The organism is Brevibacterium sp. Lmc1 (genome assembly GCF_057654315.1).
This window is the reverse complement of the sequence record NZ_CM172803.1, coordinates 437,314-453,819: the sequence shown is the minus strand read 5'-3', so window position 1 is coordinate 453,819 and position 16,506 is coordinate 437,314. Positions and strand designations below refer to the sequence as shown.

Below are 16,506 nucleotides of genomic sequence, written 5' to 3'. Positions count from 1 at the left end.
TTGCGCGGTCTACTAGGTGTCAGAGGTCAGGACGCTATCGACGGGGGCAATCAGCCGAAGAAGTGGAACTGCGACCAGCAATGCCGTTGCGGTCGCGACGACGGCAACCCAAACAGGTCCGAGAGCACCTGGCATGACGCTGAGTGCCACAGCGGCAAGGACGGGGCCGACGGCTGCGCCCATGTTGAGTGCCGCTGTCGCATACGACCCCGCCATGGTGGGCGCACCCGCCGCCGCATAGAGCACTCGCGTGATCAGCGTGCTCCCGACAGCGAACCCCAAAACTCCCTGAGCGAAGATGAGCCCGAGCAGAGCGACGAGGTTCGTCGCGAATATTGCCAACGAGATCCACCCGAGCACAAGAACGCTTCCACCGCCCACGATGACGATTCGGGGTCGGGAGTCTGAGAACCGTCCTGCAACTGTGACGCCGATGAAGGAGCCAACACCAAAGAGCACAAGAGCCACCGACACCCACCACTGGTCCAGGTCGGCGGTATCAGTAACGATCGGCGCCAGGAAAGTCAGCGTGGAAAAGGTTCCGGCATTCACCAGGGCAGCTAGCAGCATCGTCAAGACGAGGCGAGGGGAGGCAAGCTGCGACAGCTCCGCCCGCAGCGAAATCGAGGACGGCTCCTCCTTTGACGAGTCGTCAGGTTGAGCAGTGAAGCCCGTGGCAATGCCGACGGCAGCGGGGACGCAGAGAAAGGCGATCGCCCAGAACGTCGACTGCCAACCGACTGCCGTACCGAACAGAGCCCCCGCAGGTACGCCGGCGACGGTTGCGACGGTGGTCCCCGCCAGCAGAATCGCCACGGCCCGACCTTTGGCATCGGGCGCTACGAGTTTCGCCGCTGCGACCAGTGCGACAGCCAAGAAGCCAGCATTGACGACCGCGGCGATCACGCGCGCAATGAACAGAACGGTGAAGTCCGGCGTGAGTGCTCCGACGGCATGGGACAACGCGAACACGACTACGCAGCCCAAGAGTGTCGCTTTCACTGGGAGGCGACGAGTGAGCGCTGCCATCGCAGGTGCACCGATCACCATCCCTACGGCGAACGCCGATGTCAGGAGACCGGCGGTTCCCACGGAAATGCCGAAATAGGTCGAGAGGTCGGGCACGAGGCCGGCAAGCATGAATTCGGAAGTACCCATGGCGAAGACCACCAGGGCAAGAAGATAGAGAACGAAAGGCATCGATTCAGCTCCGAAGCGAGAGTACGAACAAGAGAACGTCTCGTCACCACGGTCAGCGCCCAAAGAATCATCCGAGAATCGAGCTGCGTGCAGCACTGGGCAGCAGCGATAGGGGTTCAGCGAAAGTGAGGGGCTGACGGCGTGACCGACAGCCCCTGAGTGTCCGATTCGGGGCTCGACATACGGCTCATCGTACCGGTCTGCACCGCACCTCCCAAGACACGTCAACAACTTCATGGCAAGCAACGTTGAGGTACTGTCTGCTCTGAACTGCTCACGTTCCTCGGTGGGCAATTGAGAGAAAAGTGTACCGTCTCGACATTCCACTCCCGCAGCCAACAGCTGACGGCACTGTCTACGACGAATAGCACTGGTTGCAACCCGTGCTATTCGTCGTAGACAGTGCCGTGGCGCTGGTGCCCTCGGGCTGGCGCAGCGGGGCTGGGGCCGGCCGACCAACCTCTGCCGACTCCCGCACCCGCACCCGCCTCAGCGCAGGTAGAGGCGGACCGTGTCGATCTCGTCACGGAGCAGGCGCACTTCTTCGGCCGTCGGCGCCTGGGTCTGCGTGACATCCTCGGCGACGGCGAGGTCCCAGCCGGTCGCTTCCTGCACCTGCTCGACGGTCACTCCCGGGTGGACCTCGGTGAGTTCGAGCTCGCCGAGGCGCTCACGCCGCCGCAGGATCCCCAGTGGGGTGATGACGGTGGAGACGCCGAATCCGCGCGGTTGGATGAAGTCCGGCTGCTCCGCCGCGCGCACGGGCGAGGCCGAGGTGACGAAGTCGAGTTCGGCGGGGAAGGCGGCCGGGTCATGGCGGCGGAGGACGACGAAGACCTCTCCGGCATTGGCCATGATGTCGGCGGCGCCGCCCGAACCGGGCAGGCGCACTTTCGGAGATTCCCAGTCGCCGATGACGGTGGTGTTGAGCGAACCGAACCGGTCCACCTGAGCCGCGCCGAGGAATCCCACATCGACGTTCCCACCTTGGAGGACGTAGCCGAAGAGGGCATGCATGCTGACGACCGCCTCGGCGCCGGAGACGACGACGGAGTCCGCGATGCCTTCGGCCATCGATTCGGGGTGCGCGCCGGCGACCCCGGATTCGTAGATGAGCTGGATGTTCGGATTCACCGTGCGGTGGGCGAGGTCGACGGCCAGCGTGGGCAGCCCGACGCCGGCGAAGACGGTGCGGCTGCGGGCGAGCATCTTCGCAGCCGCACAGACGATGAGTTCGGTTTCGGTGAAGTCCTTCGCCGAGGCGGTGCTCACTTCAGGCTCCCTTCGCTCGGTTGCGTCCGGCGTCCGTAATCGACCACGCCCGAGGGGCGCGGATCCACGAGCAGACCGCGGAGACGATCGTGACCGATCGATTCGAGGTACTCGGTATGATCGCGGGTACTGCGCACATGGACGTCGAGCCACTCCTGCAGCCGGGCGGGGTCCTTCGAGATCGCGGTCCATTCGCGATAGAAGGCATTGTCGCGATCGTAGGAGCCCTGCACATAGGACGGGTGCGCCCCGGTTCGCACTTCGCACACCGCGTCGACGGCGTGAGCCGGGATGAGAGTGCGGTTCGGGTCGGAGCGGACGACCTCGTCGTCGACGATCTCCTCGACGGTGACGATGACATGGCCGGCCGCGTAGACGGCTTCCTGCTGAGTGCCGGTGATGCCCCAGATCTGGACGTTGCCATGACGGTCGGCGCGCTGGGCGTGGATGATCGTGACATCGGGGTTGAGCGGCGGCACGACGTACGTCTTCTTGCCCGAATACGGGTCGACGACGGAGCGGATGTCCGGGTTGATGCCGGGGATGTCGGAGCCGACGAAGGAGCCGATCGGAGCAAACGGCAGGCGAGCGGCTCCGGCGTGATAGCGCAGGGTCATCGCGTGGTGTGAGTACTCTTCGACCGCGAGCGGCCGCGGGTCAGCCGATTCGATGCGGCGCCGCACCTCGTAGAGGCTGCCGGCCGAACCGGAGGCGAAGAAGGAGCAGACAAGGCGATCGACGCAGTCGGCGGCGATCATCATGTCACTGAGCAGATCGGGGGTGAGCCGGCAGAAGGTGAGTCCGGAGATTCCCTGTCGGATTATCTCGTGTCCGGCGGCGAACGGGATAAGGTGGGAGAACCCCTCGAGCGCCACCGTGGCCCCGTCCTCGACGTAGCGTTCGATGGCCTCAGGCAGACTGACGACTGTGTCACTGTGCATGGTTCGCAGGCTATAGCAATTACCGAAATCCGCAAAATATCTCTGTGATTATTGTCAATTCATGCAATAATTAAGACATTCGCCCGGACCGCCTGATACAGGAGAACACAGTGGAGCTGCAGCAGATCCGCGCCTTCGTCGCCGTCGCCGAGGAACTCCACTTCGGCCGCGCCGCCGAACGCCTCGGCATGGCCCAGCCCCCGCTGAGCCGCACCATCCGCTCCCTGGAGACCGAACTCGGCGCCTCACTGTTCCAACGCACGACGCGCTCAGTCAGCCTCTCCCCCGCCGGTGAGGCTCTGCTCGAACCGGCCAAACACATGCTCGCCACCCAGCAGGCCGCCATCGAATCCGTCCACCGCTCCTCCAGCGGCGAGGTCGGACGCGTGCGCTTCGGCTACTCGCATCCATCCTCCCGGGACCTCGCCGCCACCCTCGTGGCAGCCTCGCACGAACGCAATCCGGGCATCGCCTTCCACCTCGAGTCGACGGTCTATGCCGACGAAGGCCTCGAGAGGATCATGGACGGCACTCTCGACCTCGCGCTGGTCCGCTGGCGTCGGCGGCCTCCGCTCATCGCGGGTCGCCCAGTGGCGATCGAGCGCCCATGTGTCGCCTTGCCGAGTTCACATCTCCTGGCGAATCGGAAGAAGATCGACGTCGCAGAGCTCGCCGATGAGCCTTTCGTCCTCCTGCCCGCGCGCCCGAATTCGAACCTGCGCGAGACCGCCATGCGCCTGTGCCTCGATGCCGGGTTCAGCCCGCGCACGGTCCAGGAGGCCCCCGATTCGCAGTCGATCTCTGCGCTCGTGGCCGCCGGAATGGGTGTGACGATCACGTTCGACTCCGTCGCCGCCGGCTACGACTCGCGGATCACCGCCGTGCCGCTCGATCTCCCGAACGAAGCTACCCAGCTTCACCTCGCATACCGCCTCGACCAACAGGACGCAGCCCTGAGCACGGTCCTCGATGTCGCCGAGGCGGTCCTGCCGACAGTCCGCTGAGCTCGGCCGGTCTCACCGCCGTTCGGAAAACCTCCACACCCGCCACCCACGCGACCGACCCCACCATCGTTCACCGCGCACGCGTCCGCCGTCGGCACATCCGCCATCGGGGGCGTCGGATGCCCATTCATTGAGATGACCTCTTGTCTCTCGCGATCTATTCGGATATGTTCATAAATCAGAATGTATTGATATCAGCATCGGCAGTGATGCCGAAGGGATCGATGCCTCACCGCCGCAGCAGGACGGCTCGATCACAACCCAAAGGGAGACTCTGTGTCCGAAGACATCGTCATCTGCGAACCTCTCCGCTCCCCCGTGGGCGGATTCGGCGGACAGTTCAAGAACGTTCCGCATGAGGAGCTCGGCCGACAGGTCCTCGCAGCTCTGCTGGAGAAGACCAACCTGCCGGGCGAGGCCATTGAGGATGTCGTCCTCGGCAACTGCTATCCGCACATGGAGACTCCGGCGATCGGCCGCGTCGTCGCCCTCAATGCGGGACTGCCGATCACCGTTCCCGGCCGCCAGGTCGACCGTCGCTGCGGCTCCGGCCTGCAGGCGATCGCCGACGCCCACGCGATGATCTCATCCGGTTTCGCCGACCTCGTCGTTGCCGGCGGCGTCGAGTCGATGAGCCGCGCACCGTTCTTCAACGAGGAGATCCGGTGGGGCGTCAAGGGCGGCAACATCGAACTCAAGGACGGTCTCGTCCGCGGCCGTCTCACCGCCGGCGGCAACGATTACCCAGTGCCCGGAGGAATGATCGAAACCGCGGAGAACCTGCGTCGGGAGTACAAGATCTCGCGGGAGGACCAGGACGCCTACGCCGTTGAATCGCATCGTCGGGCCGCCTCGGCGACGGAAGAAGGGAAGTTCGCCGAAGAGATCGTGCCGATCACGCTGCCGGCCACCAGGAAGACCCCCGAACAGGTCATCACGACCGACGAGCACATCCGTCCCGGATCGACGGTCGAGAAGCTCGCGAAGCTCAAGCCGATGCTCGGGAAGTCCGACGATGAGGCCACGGTGACCGCCGGCAATGCCTCGGGCCAGAACGATGGTGCCGCGCTGTGCATCGTCACCACCGCATCCAAGGCCGCCGAGCTCGGTCTGCGGGTCTTCGCCCGCATGCGCAGCTGGGCGGTGGCCGGAGTGCCGCCGAAGACCATGGGCATCGGCCCGGTCCCCGCGACCGCGAAGGCACTGCAGCAGGCGGGTCTCGAACTCGGCGACATCGACCTCATCGAACTCAACGAGGCATTCGCGGCGCAGGTGCTCGCCTGCACGACCGAATGGAAGCTGTCCGAATCCGACTTCGCCGAGCGTCTCAACGTCAACGGCTCGGGCATCTCACTCGGCCACCCGGTCGGCGCCACCGGTGGACGCATTCTCGCCACCCTGCTGCGCGAGATGGATCGCCGCGAATCGCGCTACGGCCTCGAGACCATGTGCATCGGCGGCGGTCAGGGCATGGCAGCCGTCTTCGAACGCGTGGCCTGACAGGACGGCCTCGCCTGAGGCTGATCGACTCGCGGAGCCAGCAGCTCACCGCAGGCCGAGTGAAGGGCCGTCCGCGTCTGTCGCGGGCGGCCCTTCACGCCGACTCAAGCCACCCCAGGGACGGACCGCCCGTCAGCGCTCGATCCAGTCCGACACCTCGGACGAATTCCGCGGAGACCCCGTTGTCTTTGCCCAGGTCAGCGCCGAGGATGAGGAACATGAACGCAACGAAGCAGCTGCTGACCGGGGTTCGGGTCGCCGATTTCTCCCGAGTCCTCGCCGGTCCCTACGCCACGGCGATGCTCGCCGATCAGGGCGCCGAGGTCATCAAGATCGAGATGCCCGGCCACGGGGACGATTCCCGACATCTCGGACCCTTCACAGATTCCGGGTCGACTTACTTCACCGGACTCAACCGCGGAAAGCGCTCGATCGAGGCCGATCTCAAGGACCCGGAAGACCACGCTCGACTGCTCGATCTCATCGCGAGCTGCGATGTCGTCGTCGAGAACTTCCGGCCCGGCGTCGCCGCGAAGCTCGGCCTGTCCTATGAGGACCTCAAGGCCGTCAAACCCGATATCATCTACGCGTCGATCTCCGGCTTCGGACAGCACGGCGCCCAAGCAAAACGCCCCGCCTACGACACCGTCATTCAAGCCCTGAGCGGGCTCATGGCCTCGACCGGCTTCCCCGGCGGCTCTCCCACCCGGGTCGGCGAATCCATCGCCGACGTCTCCGCCGGAGTCTTCGCCGCCTTCGGCGTCTCCTCGGCGCTCTTCCACCGTCAGACGACCGGCGAGGGCGCCCATATCGACATTCCGATGCTCGACGTCATGCTCGCCATGCAGCCGACGAACGCTTCCCTCCACTCCGCTGGATCCGCCCCCACCCGGGTCGGCAACCGCCACCCCGTTTCGGCACCGTTCGACACCTATCGCGCCGCCGACGGACTCCTCGTCATCGCCGTGGCCAACGACCGGCTCTTCGGTACTCTTGCCCAGACCCTCGGCAAGCCGGAGCTGGCCACCGATCCGCGCTTCGCCACCGACGCTCATCGGTCGGACAACGACGACGCGCTGCGCATCGAGATCGAAGAATTCACCACCGGGCGCACCGTTACCGAGCTGTGCGAGATCTTCGATGCCGCCGGAATCCCGAACTCTCCCGTCCTCGATTTCGCCGAGGCGCTCACCGGCCCCATCGGCTCCGATCGCGATCTCACTGCCACCGATCCCCGGTCCGGGCACGCCTTCCTCGGCCACCCGCTCCTTGTCGACGGCGCCCGCCCCGCGTCCACGCTTCCGGCGCCCCGCCTCGGTGAACACAACGCCGACTTCGCCGCACCCACCGACGCACTCTGACCTGACCGGCTGGCGCCGACCTCGCCGAGGCGGCGCACTCCGCACGAATCCCCTGGCCTCTCAGTCAGGATTCCCCGATCCTCCTGGTCGGGACCCCGTCCAATTCCATCGAACCGATCCCCATTGCAAAGGAGCACTCTTATGGCCTTCGACATCACCGCCGATGAACAGGAACTCGTCGACGCCGTCGTCTCGATCAGCAAGGACGTCCTCGTCCCACAGGCCGCGGCCGCCGACGCGAACGAACGCGTCTCCGACGAAACCCTGAAGACCCTCGCCGAGGTGGGGGTTATGGGGCTCAACCTGCCCGAGGAATTCGGCGGGCCCGGCGTCGGTTCGGTGGCGATGAGCCAGATGGTCGCCGCCATCACCGAGGCGTGCGCATCGACCGCGTCGATCGTCACCGCGCAGTTCCTCGCCACCGACTCGATCCTCCTCGGCGGCACCGATGCCCAACGCGAAGCGTGGCTGCCACGTGCCGCTGCCGGCGAGGTCATCGGCGCTTTCGGGCTCACCGAGCCGGGTGCCGGTTCGAACCCGGCGGAGATGTCGACGAAGGCCACACGGGTCGACGGTGGTTGGCATCTCAAGGGCACGAAGTGCTTCATCACCAACGCCGGCTTCGCGGACTTCATCATCGTCTATGCGAAGACCGACGTCGATGCCGGCCACAAGGGCATCAGCGCATTCATCGTCGACACCGCGGCCGCCTCGGCGGGGCTGGATTTCAATCCCCCGGAGAAGACGATGGGCCTGCGCGGCAGCCCGGTCTTCGAATTCGTCATCGACACGGTCGTTCCCGAGGATGCCCTCCTCGGGAACGCAGGCGAGGGCTTCACCACGGCGATGCGCGTGCTCGACCGTGGTCGCATCGAGGTCGCGGCGATGAGCCTGGGAATCGGCAAGGCCGCTCTCGACGCCGCCGTGGATTGGGCGGGCGAGCGCAAGATCAGCGGGAAACCGCTGGGCCGCCTGCAGGGCATCGCGTTCAAGCTCGCGGACATGTACACGAAGTACCGGTCGGCGTGGCTGCTGACGATGGACGCCGCCGAACAGCGCGATTCGGGGGTCGATTTCACCCGGTCTTCGGCCACGGCAAAGCTCGCCGCCTCCGAGGCGGCCGCGTACATAGCCGATGAAGCCCTGCAGATCCACGGCGGCTACGGCTTCACCCGGGACTTTCCGCTCGAACGCTACGTTCGAGATGCCCGAATCTACCGCATCTACGAAGGCTCGTCGGAGATCCAGCGCACAATCATCGCGCGCTCTCTGTCGAAATAGCGGCCGGTGCGGCCGGGAGACCGGGCGCGAAACAGCACCGAAACGTGTCGGAGTCTACGATCGGCACGGTATCTGAGGGCGAGTCGGTCGCTCCTCGGACCCCCGCTCCGCTGTCCGGACGTTCCGGGCCGCCTCGGCGAGATTTTCCGATATTTCGGACAGAAAGTGTGATCTGGACCTCGTCGGGTGTTGTGCAGTGGTGCCACACTGAACCAGGTCCATCAGTTCAAAGGAGACAATCATGGCTAGTACGACCAATTCGGGGATCGAGAAGCGGTCCATCGAGATGGTGCCTGACGCCGAGCGTCACGGAACGCCACGTTCCCAGTTCACTCTGTGGTTCGGCGCCAACACTCAGATCACTGCGATCGTCGACGGGGCTCTGGCCGTCGTCTTCGGTGCCGACGCGCTGTGGGCCATCATCGGCCTGCTCATCGGCAACATCATCGGCGGAATCGTCATGGCGCTGCACTCGGCGCAGGGTCCGCAGCTGGGACTGCCGCAGATGATCTCCTCGCGTGCCCAGTTCGGCATCATCGGTGCGATCATCCCGCTCGTGCTCGTCGTGCTCATGTACATCGGCTTCGCCTCGACCGGCGCGGTCCTGTCCGGTCAGGCAGTCAACCTCATCATCGGCGTGCAGACCCCGTGGATCGGCATCGTCATCTTCGGCGCGCTCACCGCCCTGGTGGCCCTGCTGGGATACAAGTACATCCATGTGCTCGGTCGGATCTCCTCGGTGACGGGTCTGCTCGGGTTCCTCTTCATCACCTACTGCGTGCTCACGCAGGTCGACGTTCCCGGAACGATCTCAGGTTCGTCGTTCGCCTTCCCCGCCTTCCTCTCCGCGATCGCCCTGTCCGTGGGCTGGCAGCTGACCTACGGCCCTTACGTCGCCGACTATTCGCGATACCTGCCGCGGTCGACACCGTCGTCGAAGACCTTCTGGTTCACCTTCGGCGGATCGGTCATCGGATCGCAGTGGTCGATGACCCTCGGCGCGCTCATCGGGGCCGCCGCCATGACGGAATCCGGCAACGAATTCGTCGAGAACCAGGTCGCCTACGTCGGTGACATCGTCGGCGGCGGCGTCTTCGCGCTCCTCATCTTCATCGTCATCCTGCTGGGCAAGCTCACCGTCAACACGCTCAACGCCTACGGTGCGTTCATGTGCACGCTGACGATCCTCACCTCCTTCGGCAACAAGGCGACGATCCGTCGCTGGACCCGCGCGGTCTTCGTCATCGGCATCGTCACCCTCACCGTGCTTGTGGCGCTGCTGGCCTCGGCGGACTTCCTCGCGAACTTCAAGAACTTCGTGCTCGCGCTGCTCATGGTGTTCACGCCCTGGAGCGTCATCAACCTCACCGACTACTACCTCATCTCGAAGGACCGCTTCGACATCCCCGCGTTCTACGACCGCCACGGTCGCTACGGCAACTGGAACTGGCGTGCGCTGGTCGCCTATGGGATCGGCGTCGTCATCCAGATCCCGTTCCTCGCTCAGTCCTTCTACACCGGACCGCTGGTCGCCAAACTCGGCGGCGCGGACATCTCGTGGCTCGTGGGCATCGTCGTCACCTTCGTCCTCTACTTCGTGCTCATCCGCAACCACGGAGTCGCCCCGAAGGAGACGATCTACCCCAGCCTCGAGGAACTCGAGCGCAAGTGAGCCCCACCCTCACCGAGGCGGCGCTGCCCCAACCGGACAGCTGACCTCGGCGGGGTGGTTCCGCTCCTCCAACGGCCGTCGGCCGGCAGCGTGCTTCGCTGCCGACCGGCGGCCGTTGTCGTGTCTCCTGCGGGTGGATCCACCTCGAAACCTGCATGGAAATCAGGGCGGATCCACCCGCAGGGGACATCAACGGTTCCCGCAGCGCGGCAGATCAGTCGCCGAAAGCTCTCCCCAATCAGATCGCCACTTCACGCTCACAACGAGCAATCGATCATCGTCAAACCCACCCCTCCTGCGCAGTTCATGCACTATTGTTGCGCAAATCGCGCATTTGATGGCACACTTGCATGAGCCGTGCCGACCGGGCCGTCGTCCTTCGATTCGCCCCGAGACACCGGCACGATCACTGGACAGATCCACCTTCGTGCAAGGAAGCCGAGTATGACCGCGCAGAACATCGACCGGGACGACCGCGCAGGCGCCGACGCCGCCGTCGACCCCTACCATCTCGACCCCAAGGACGTGCTCGAACCGCCCACGACCTTTGCGGGCAAGCTCAAGTACCTCGGTCCCGGTCTTGTCATCTCGGCCGCGGTCATCGGCTCCGGCGAACTCATCACCACCACGGCGCTCGGGGCCAAAGCCGGATTCGTCCTCCTCTGGCTCGTCATCATCTCCACCGCGGTCAAGGTCTGGGTCCAGCTCGAGCTCGCGCAGTGGACCATCCTCTCCGGCAAGCCCGCGCTCGAAGGCTACGGCCACGTCGGTCCCCGCCTCATCGGGCGTGCCGGGTGGATCAACCTGCTGTGGATCCTCATGGACTTCGCGAAGGTCCTCCAGCGCGGCGGCATCATCGGCGGTGCCGTCGCTGCACTGAGCATCATGCTGCCCGTCTTCGGCGAGCCGCTCTCGACTCCGTCTCTCGTCTTCTGGACGGTCGTCTCGCTTGCGGTCGTCATCGCCCTGCTCGTGACGAACAGGTACAGCATCGTCGAGAAGTTCTCCGTCGGCGCGGTCATCATCTTCACGGTCTCCACCGTCGGACTCGCAGTATCGCTGCCCTTCACCGACTTCGCCTACACCTCGGCGGACGTCATGAGTGGACTGACCTTCGCCATTCCCGCCGGCACCCTGGGCTTCGCGGTCGCGATGTTCGGCATCACCGGCGTCGGCGCCGACGAGATGACGACATACACTTACTGGTGCCTCGAAAAGGGCTACGCCCGCTACACCGGTCCGAACGACGGCACCGCGGAACGCGCCCGCCGCGCCCGCGGCTGGATCTCGGTGATGCGCACGGACGTGCTCGTCTCCTGGATCGTCTCGACCGTGTGCACGATGTCCTTCTACGTCATCGGCGCGGCCATCCTCCACCCGCAGAACCTCGTGCCCGAGGGCAACGACATGATCACCACGCTGTCGTCGATGTACTCCTCGACGATGGGTGAAGCCGGACACTGGATCTTCCTCATCGGCGCCTTCGCCGTCCTCTTCTCGACCTTCATCGCCTCGACCGCGAGCGTGCCCCGGCTGTGGACGAACACGGTGTCCATCCTCGGCCTCTTCGAATGGGAGAACACCCTCACCCGTGGCCGCATCATCCGTGTGCTCACCGTGGTCTTCCCGATCATCTGGGCACTGAGCTACCTCATCATCCAGTCCCCGGTGATCATGGTCCAGATCGGCGGTGTGGCCAGCGGCGTCTTCCTCGTCGCCGTCGTCATCGCCGTCTGGTACCTTCGCTCCCGAGAGGTGCCGGCCGAGTTCAAGTCCAACCACTTCTTCACGGTGATGCTCGTCTTCGCCTCCCTGGCGATCGGCCTGCTGGGCATCTACACCGTGTTCGAGACCTTCGGAATCGAGATCGGAGCCTGATGCGCCTCACCGTCCTCACCCCGTCTTTCGGCAAGCAGTCGAATACCCCTCGCGCTCGCGCAGACGAGCTCGGCCTCGACCTCGACTACCGGACCGAGAATCATCCCAAATCCGGGTCCGACCTCATCGAGACGATCTCCGGCGCCGAGGCGGTCCTCGTCGGTCTCGATCGGATCAACGCCGAGGTGCTCGCCGCCTGTCCCGACCTCAAGGTCGTCGCGAAGCACGGAGCCGGAGTCGACAACATCGACCTGGACGCCGCCGCTGCCGCCGGAGTCAGGGTCGTCAACACTCCCGGAGCGAATGCCGAGTCCGTCGCCGACCTCACGCTCGGGCTCCTCATTATGGGCGCCCGCCGGATTCGCGCCGCCGAGGATTCGCTGCGCACCGGCGAGTGGGGCGTATTCTTCGGTTCGCAGCTGAGCGGCAAACGCCTCGGCATCCTCGGCTTCGGCCGCATCGGGCGGGAGGTCGCGAAGCGTGCCGCAGGATTCGGCCTGAGCATCGCCGCATACGATCCGTACGTCCCCGATGAGGCCATCGCCGAGACGGGGGCCGAGCCCCAGAACCTCGCCGAGGTGGTCGCAGGGTCCGATTTCCTCACCCTCCACCTGCCCGGTGGCGACGAGCCGCTGCTCGATGCCGAGCTTCTCGCCACGATGCCCAAGGGTGCCGGGCTCATCAACGCGGCCCGTGGCGGGCTCGTCGACGAGGCAGCTCTGGCCACGGCTCTTGAGTCCGGGCGGCTGTCATTCGCCGCCCTGGACGCCTTCGCCACGGAACCGCCGGCGGCGGACGATCCGCTGCTCTCCGCGCCGAATCTCATCGCCACCCCGCACATCGGCGCCTACTCGGATATTGCGAACGCGAACATGGGAACCTGGGCCGTCGAAGACGTCGTCCGGGTGCTGCAGGGCGAAGAGCCCCGCTTCCCCGTCGCCTGACCGATACGTCGATCAGCTCAGTTCCCCTCTGCCGGCTCGGCTGTCGGCTCCGGCGCGTCCAAGCGCTGATTCAGATTTCGTTGGCGAGCAGGAACTCAGGGAGTCTGCGATGTTTGATTCCATTCACGTTTCCTCCGACAAGAGGGTCGAGTGTCAGCAGGTATTTCGGATGGTTGTCCGCAATCGCTTCGAGCGGCCGATGTTCTCGGTGGCGGGTATCCTCAGTCGCGATCGTCGTGGCCACCTGGATGTAGACGACCTCGTCGGCACGCTGAGCCACAAAATCGACTTCGGCTGTTCCGATCCGACCGATGGTGACCTCGTAGCCGCGTCGACGCAGCTCCATCCACACGATGTTCTCCAGCACTCCCGGCAGACGCTGGTCCGAGTAGCCGAACAGGGCATTGACGATGCCATGATCGCCGACGAAGTGCTTCTCATCTGTCGCGAGGATGGCCCTGCCGTGCAGATCGAACCGAGGAACTCGTGCGATCACGAAGGCTTCGGACAGTGCCGTCAGATAGTTGAGCACGGTCTCATGGCCGATCGACCGGCGCTGAGACTTCATGAAGTCGGCGACACGTCGAGCGGAGAACGGATTGCCGACATTGTCGACCGCGAACGCGGCGACGCGTTCGAACATATCAGCGTCACGGATCCGATTCCTCGCGAGCACATCCCGGACGAGCGTGGACCTGTAGATGTCCATGATCATCGAGCGAGCGTCGACCTCGTCGAGTGGCAGCATGTGCACACCGGGGAATCCGCCGAGGCGCAGATAGCGTGTGAACTCGGCATCTGTGCCCCCCATGTCGTCGGCGGCGAACGCCTCTCGGAACGACAGGTATTCGCGGAAGGACAGTGGCCATACTTCGATCGTCACGTACCGCCCGGCGATGTAGGTCGCGAGTTCGCCGGACAGCAGTCGCGAGTTCGACCCAGTGATGTAGAGATCAGTCCTCCCCTCGGCAAGAAGCGAATTGACCAGGCGCTCCCACTCGGTGACTTCTTGGATCTCATCGAGGAGGACGTAGGTGCGGCCCTCGCTCGGGAGCACATCCTTGAGGTGCGCATTGAGCGCTTGAGCCGATGCCAACGACGCATGTTCGAGGGAATCGAAGTTGAGATGCACGATGCGTTCGGGGTCGATGCCACGCGCGATCAGCCGCTCGACGACGAGGTCGAGGAGCCGCGATTTGCCGGACCGGCGCAATCCGGTGAGCACTTTGACGACCGGAGCGTCGATGAACGATTCGAGCTTCTCGAGATACTTCGGCCTGTCGACGATAGACATCGCACTACCCCCTCACTGTGGCGATCACAATCGCCGCACAGGTCGATCTGACCCATGGTGGCGATTATAATCGCCACAATCTGTTGAGTGAAGGATTCTGGCGGTTGTAATCGCCACGGAACGGGCGGATCAGGTCAGCCTGTCTCAGGCCAGGCCGCGCTCCACGTCCGCGGCCACTGTCGCAGCGACCTGCTTCTTCGCTTCATCCGAGAGCGCGTTGAACGGCGCCCTGGCCGGGCCGAGGCCGAATCCGCGTTCGTTCGCAGCTGCCTTGACGACGGTGTTCGGGTTGCCGAGCGCGAGACAGTTGCGGATCGGGCGAATGCTGTCCTGTGCAGTGCGCGCAGCATCGGTGTCGCCGGCGACGAACAGGTCGTAGATCGAGGCCATCGTCTGCGGGTAGATGTTCGCGATGCCGCTGATCCCTCCGGCACCTCCTGCCAGCAGGGTCCAGAGAATGAGGGAGTCATTGCCGGAGATGACGTCGAAGGTCTCGCGATCGGTGCGCTCGAGGTACTGCAGGATTGTGTCGAAGTTCCCGCTCGAGTCCTTGACTGCGGTGATGTTGTCCACGGCTGCGAGCTTTTCGAGCGTCGCCGGTGCCACGACATTGCCGGTGCGTGCGGGAATGTTGTAGACGATGACCGGAACGTCGACGGAGTCGGCCACGGCCCGGAAGTGATTCTCGATCTCGACCTGCGAGGCGGCCGCGAAGTACGGGGTGATGATCGACAGCGCGTCGGCACCGGCCGCAGCGGCATCGGCGGCGATCGCGATGGTCTCCCGGGTCGTTGCGGCTCCGGCACCGATGACGACGGGGACGGCGCCGGCCACCTCGTCGATGACGATCCGCGCGGCCTCGGCGCGTTCATCGGCGGACTGAGCGTAGAACTCACCGTTGGTGCCGAGGGCGAAGATGCCATGGATGCCGGCGTCGAGCTGACGGCGGACATGGGCTCGCAGAGCGGACTCGACGAGGTTCTCATCCCCGTCGAACGGGGTGGCGATAGCGGCGAGGATTCCTGAGATGGATGACATGATTTCCCTTCGAACGGTTGGTGCAGCCGAGCCTGTGCAGGGTTGCGAAATCGGTGGAGACGGATGCGGGCCGGCAGCTCTGCCGACAGCTCTTGATTCGTGAGTCAGCGGTTGTACTTCGGCTGGGAACCGCGGATTGCGGCGGTGGCGTCATCGACGGCGGTGAGCACATCTGCCGGCAGCGGGCCTTTGGCGATTGCGGCGATATTGCCCTCGAGCTGGGAGACGCGGCTGGCTCCGAGCAGCAGGGCGGAGATTCCGGGTGCCTCGGCGACCCAGCGCAGGGCGAGCTCGGCCTGCGGGATCCCGGAATCGTCGGCGACGACGGCAAAGGCCTCGACCGAGGCGAGGACGGAGTCGGAGAGGTAGCGCTGCGAGTACATCTCTGCCAGCACGGATCCCGAGAAACGGTCCCCCGTTCCGTCGGTCGACGGGCGGCGGGCGAGCAGGCCCCCGGCCAGCGGGTTGTAGGCCATCGTTGCGATGCCGTGGGACTGTCCGCATTCGAGCCATTCGTCCTCGATCCGGCGGGCCAGGACGCTGTAGACGTTCTGCGCCACGACGGGGCTTGGAGCGCCCGCGCGCTCGGCGGCGGCGATGACGTCGACTGCCTGCCAGGCGGCGAAGTTCGAGATGCCCAGCGCGGTGATCTTGCCTTCGGCGCGCAGGGCGGCGATGGTCTCGAGCGTCTCGTCGAGCGAGGCCGCACGGTCGGGCTGGTGGAGATAGAAGAGGTCGATCGATTCGACGTCGAGGCGTCGCAGCGATCCTTCCACGCTCGCGCGCAGGCCGGCTGCGGACAGCGGCGAATGCTCGCCGGCGTCGGCGTGGGGCATTCCTGCCTTCGTCGCGAGCACGATCCGGTCGCGGTGCTTCTTCACCAGCGGCGAGATCAGGCTCTCGGTCGTCGACTTCGCATATCCGTTGGCGGTGTCGATGCCGGTGATCCCGGCCGCAACGGCTGCTTCGAAGACCTCGTGCGCTGCCGCTTCGGTCACGGTGTCGCCGAAGGTCATCGTGCCGAGCACCAGCCGGGACAGGGGGACGGAGACTCCGTCGAGCGTGATGGTCGAGTCTGTGGTCAAGGGAGTCTCCTCGTTGAGTGGGGCAGATCGTCGATA

General features: G+C 65.1%; 13 protein-coding genes. 7 read left to right on the top strand and 6 right to left on the bottom strand.

The window, feature by feature from the left end:
- Positions 1 to 12: 12 nt before the first annotated feature.
- The 3 genes from AC239G_RS02015 to AC239G_RS02005 all read right to left on the bottom strand — a co-directional run bounded on the left by AC239G_RS02015 (position 13) and on the right by AC239G_RS02005 (position 3,413).
- Positions 13 to 1,200, bottom strand: a complete 1,188-nt coding sequence (locus tag AC239G_RS02015) for a Cmx/CmrA family chloramphenicol efflux MFS transporter (protein WP_487490132.1) — start codon at positions 1,198 to 1,200, stop codon at positions 13 to 15.
- Between the two features lie 489 nt (positions 1,201 to 1,689).
- Entirely contained in the window at positions 1,690 to 2,472 is a 783-nt protein-coding gene (locus AC239G_RS02010) for a CoA-transferase subunit beta (RefSeq protein ID WP_458310540.1), read from the bottom strand.
- The gene (locus tag AC239G_RS02005; RefSeq protein WP_487489698.1) at positions 2,469 to 3,413 is read right to left on the bottom strand and encodes a CoA transferase subunit A; all 945 of its coding nucleotides are present in this window, start codon (positions 3,411 to 3,413) and stop codon (positions 2,469 to 2,471) included. Before AC239G_RS02005 ends, AC239G_RS02010 begins: the two co-directional genes overlap by 4 nt.
- A gap of 110 nt (positions 3,414 to 3,523) precedes the next feature.
- On the opposite strand from AC239G_RS02005, the gene AC239G_RS02000 reads away from it, so the two are divergent.
- The 7 genes from AC239G_RS02000 (at position 3,524) to AC239G_RS01970 (ending at position 13,053) form a co-directional block, all read left to right on the top strand.
- Positions 3,524 to 4,417, top strand: coding sequence for a LysR family transcriptional regulator (locus AC239G_RS02000; RefSeq protein WP_172172549.1), 894 nt, complete (start codon positions 3,524 to 3,526; stop codon positions 4,415 to 4,417).
- Positions 4,418 to 4,693: 276 nt separating this feature from the next.
- The gene (locus AC239G_RS01995; RefSeq protein WP_487489697.1) at positions 4,694 to 5,917 is read left to right on the top strand and encodes an acetyl-CoA C-acetyltransferase; all 1,224 of its coding nucleotides are present in this window, start codon (positions 4,694 to 4,696) and stop codon (positions 5,915 to 5,917) included.
- Between the two features lie 218 nt (positions 5,918 to 6,135).
- A complete protein-coding gene (locus AC239G_RS01990; protein WP_487489696.1) occupies positions 6,136 to 7,278 on the top strand; it encodes a CaiB/BaiF CoA transferase family protein in 1,143 nt (380 codons plus the stop codon).
- A gap of 141 nt (positions 7,279 to 7,419) precedes the next feature.
- Positions 7,420 to 8,559, top strand: a complete 1,140-nt coding sequence (locus AC239G_RS01985; protein ID WP_139469454.1) for an acyl-CoA dehydrogenase family protein — start codon at positions 7,420 to 7,422, stop codon at positions 8,557 to 8,559.
- Between the two features lie 241 nt (positions 8,560 to 8,800).
- Positions 8,801 to 10,231, top strand: coding sequence for a purine-cytosine permease family protein (locus tag AC239G_RS01980; protein ID WP_139469455.1), 1,431 nt, complete (start codon positions 8,801 to 8,803; stop codon positions 10,229 to 10,231).
- Between the two features lie 444 nt (positions 10,232 to 10,675).
- Positions 10,676 to 12,109 (top strand): Nramp family divalent metal transporter, encoded by a 1,434-nt coding sequence (locus AC239G_RS01975; RefSeq protein WP_180345656.1) that lies wholly within the window; start codon positions 10,676 to 10,678, stop codon positions 12,107 to 12,109.
- The gene (locus AC239G_RS01970; RefSeq protein ID WP_139469456.1) at positions 12,109 to 13,053 is read left to right on the top strand and encodes a phosphoglycerate dehydrogenase; all 945 of its coding nucleotides are present in this window, start codon (positions 12,109 to 12,111) and stop codon (positions 13,051 to 13,053) included. Before AC239G_RS01975 ends, AC239G_RS01970 begins: the two co-directional genes overlap by 1 nt.
- Before the next feature lie 70 nt (positions 13,054 to 13,123).
- Here the strand turns inward: AC239G_RS01970 and AC239G_RS01965 are convergent, their stop codons facing one another.
- The 3 genes from AC239G_RS01965 to AC239G_RS01955 form a co-directional block, all read right to left on the bottom strand.
- Positions 13,124 to 14,347: an ATP-binding protein gene (locus AC239G_RS01965; protein ID WP_139469457.1), complete on the bottom strand. Its 1,224-nt coding sequence runs from the start codon at positions 14,345 to 14,347 to the stop codon at positions 13,124 to 13,126.
- Positions 14,348 to 14,491: 144 nt separating this feature from the next.
- Positions 14,492 to 15,385 carry a dihydrodipicolinate synthase family protein gene (locus AC239G_RS01960; protein ID WP_139469458.1) on the bottom strand — a complete coding sequence of 298 codons (894 nt, stop codon included), beginning with the start codon at positions 15,383 to 15,385 and terminating at the stop codon, positions 14,492 to 14,494.
- A gap of 104 nt (positions 15,386 to 15,489) precedes the next feature.
- Positions 15,490 to 16,470, bottom strand: a complete 981-nt coding sequence (locus AC239G_RS01955; protein WP_487489695.1) for an aldo/keto reductase — start codon at positions 16,468 to 16,470, stop codon at positions 15,490 to 15,492.
- Positions 16,471 to 16,506 lie beyond the last annotated feature (36 nt).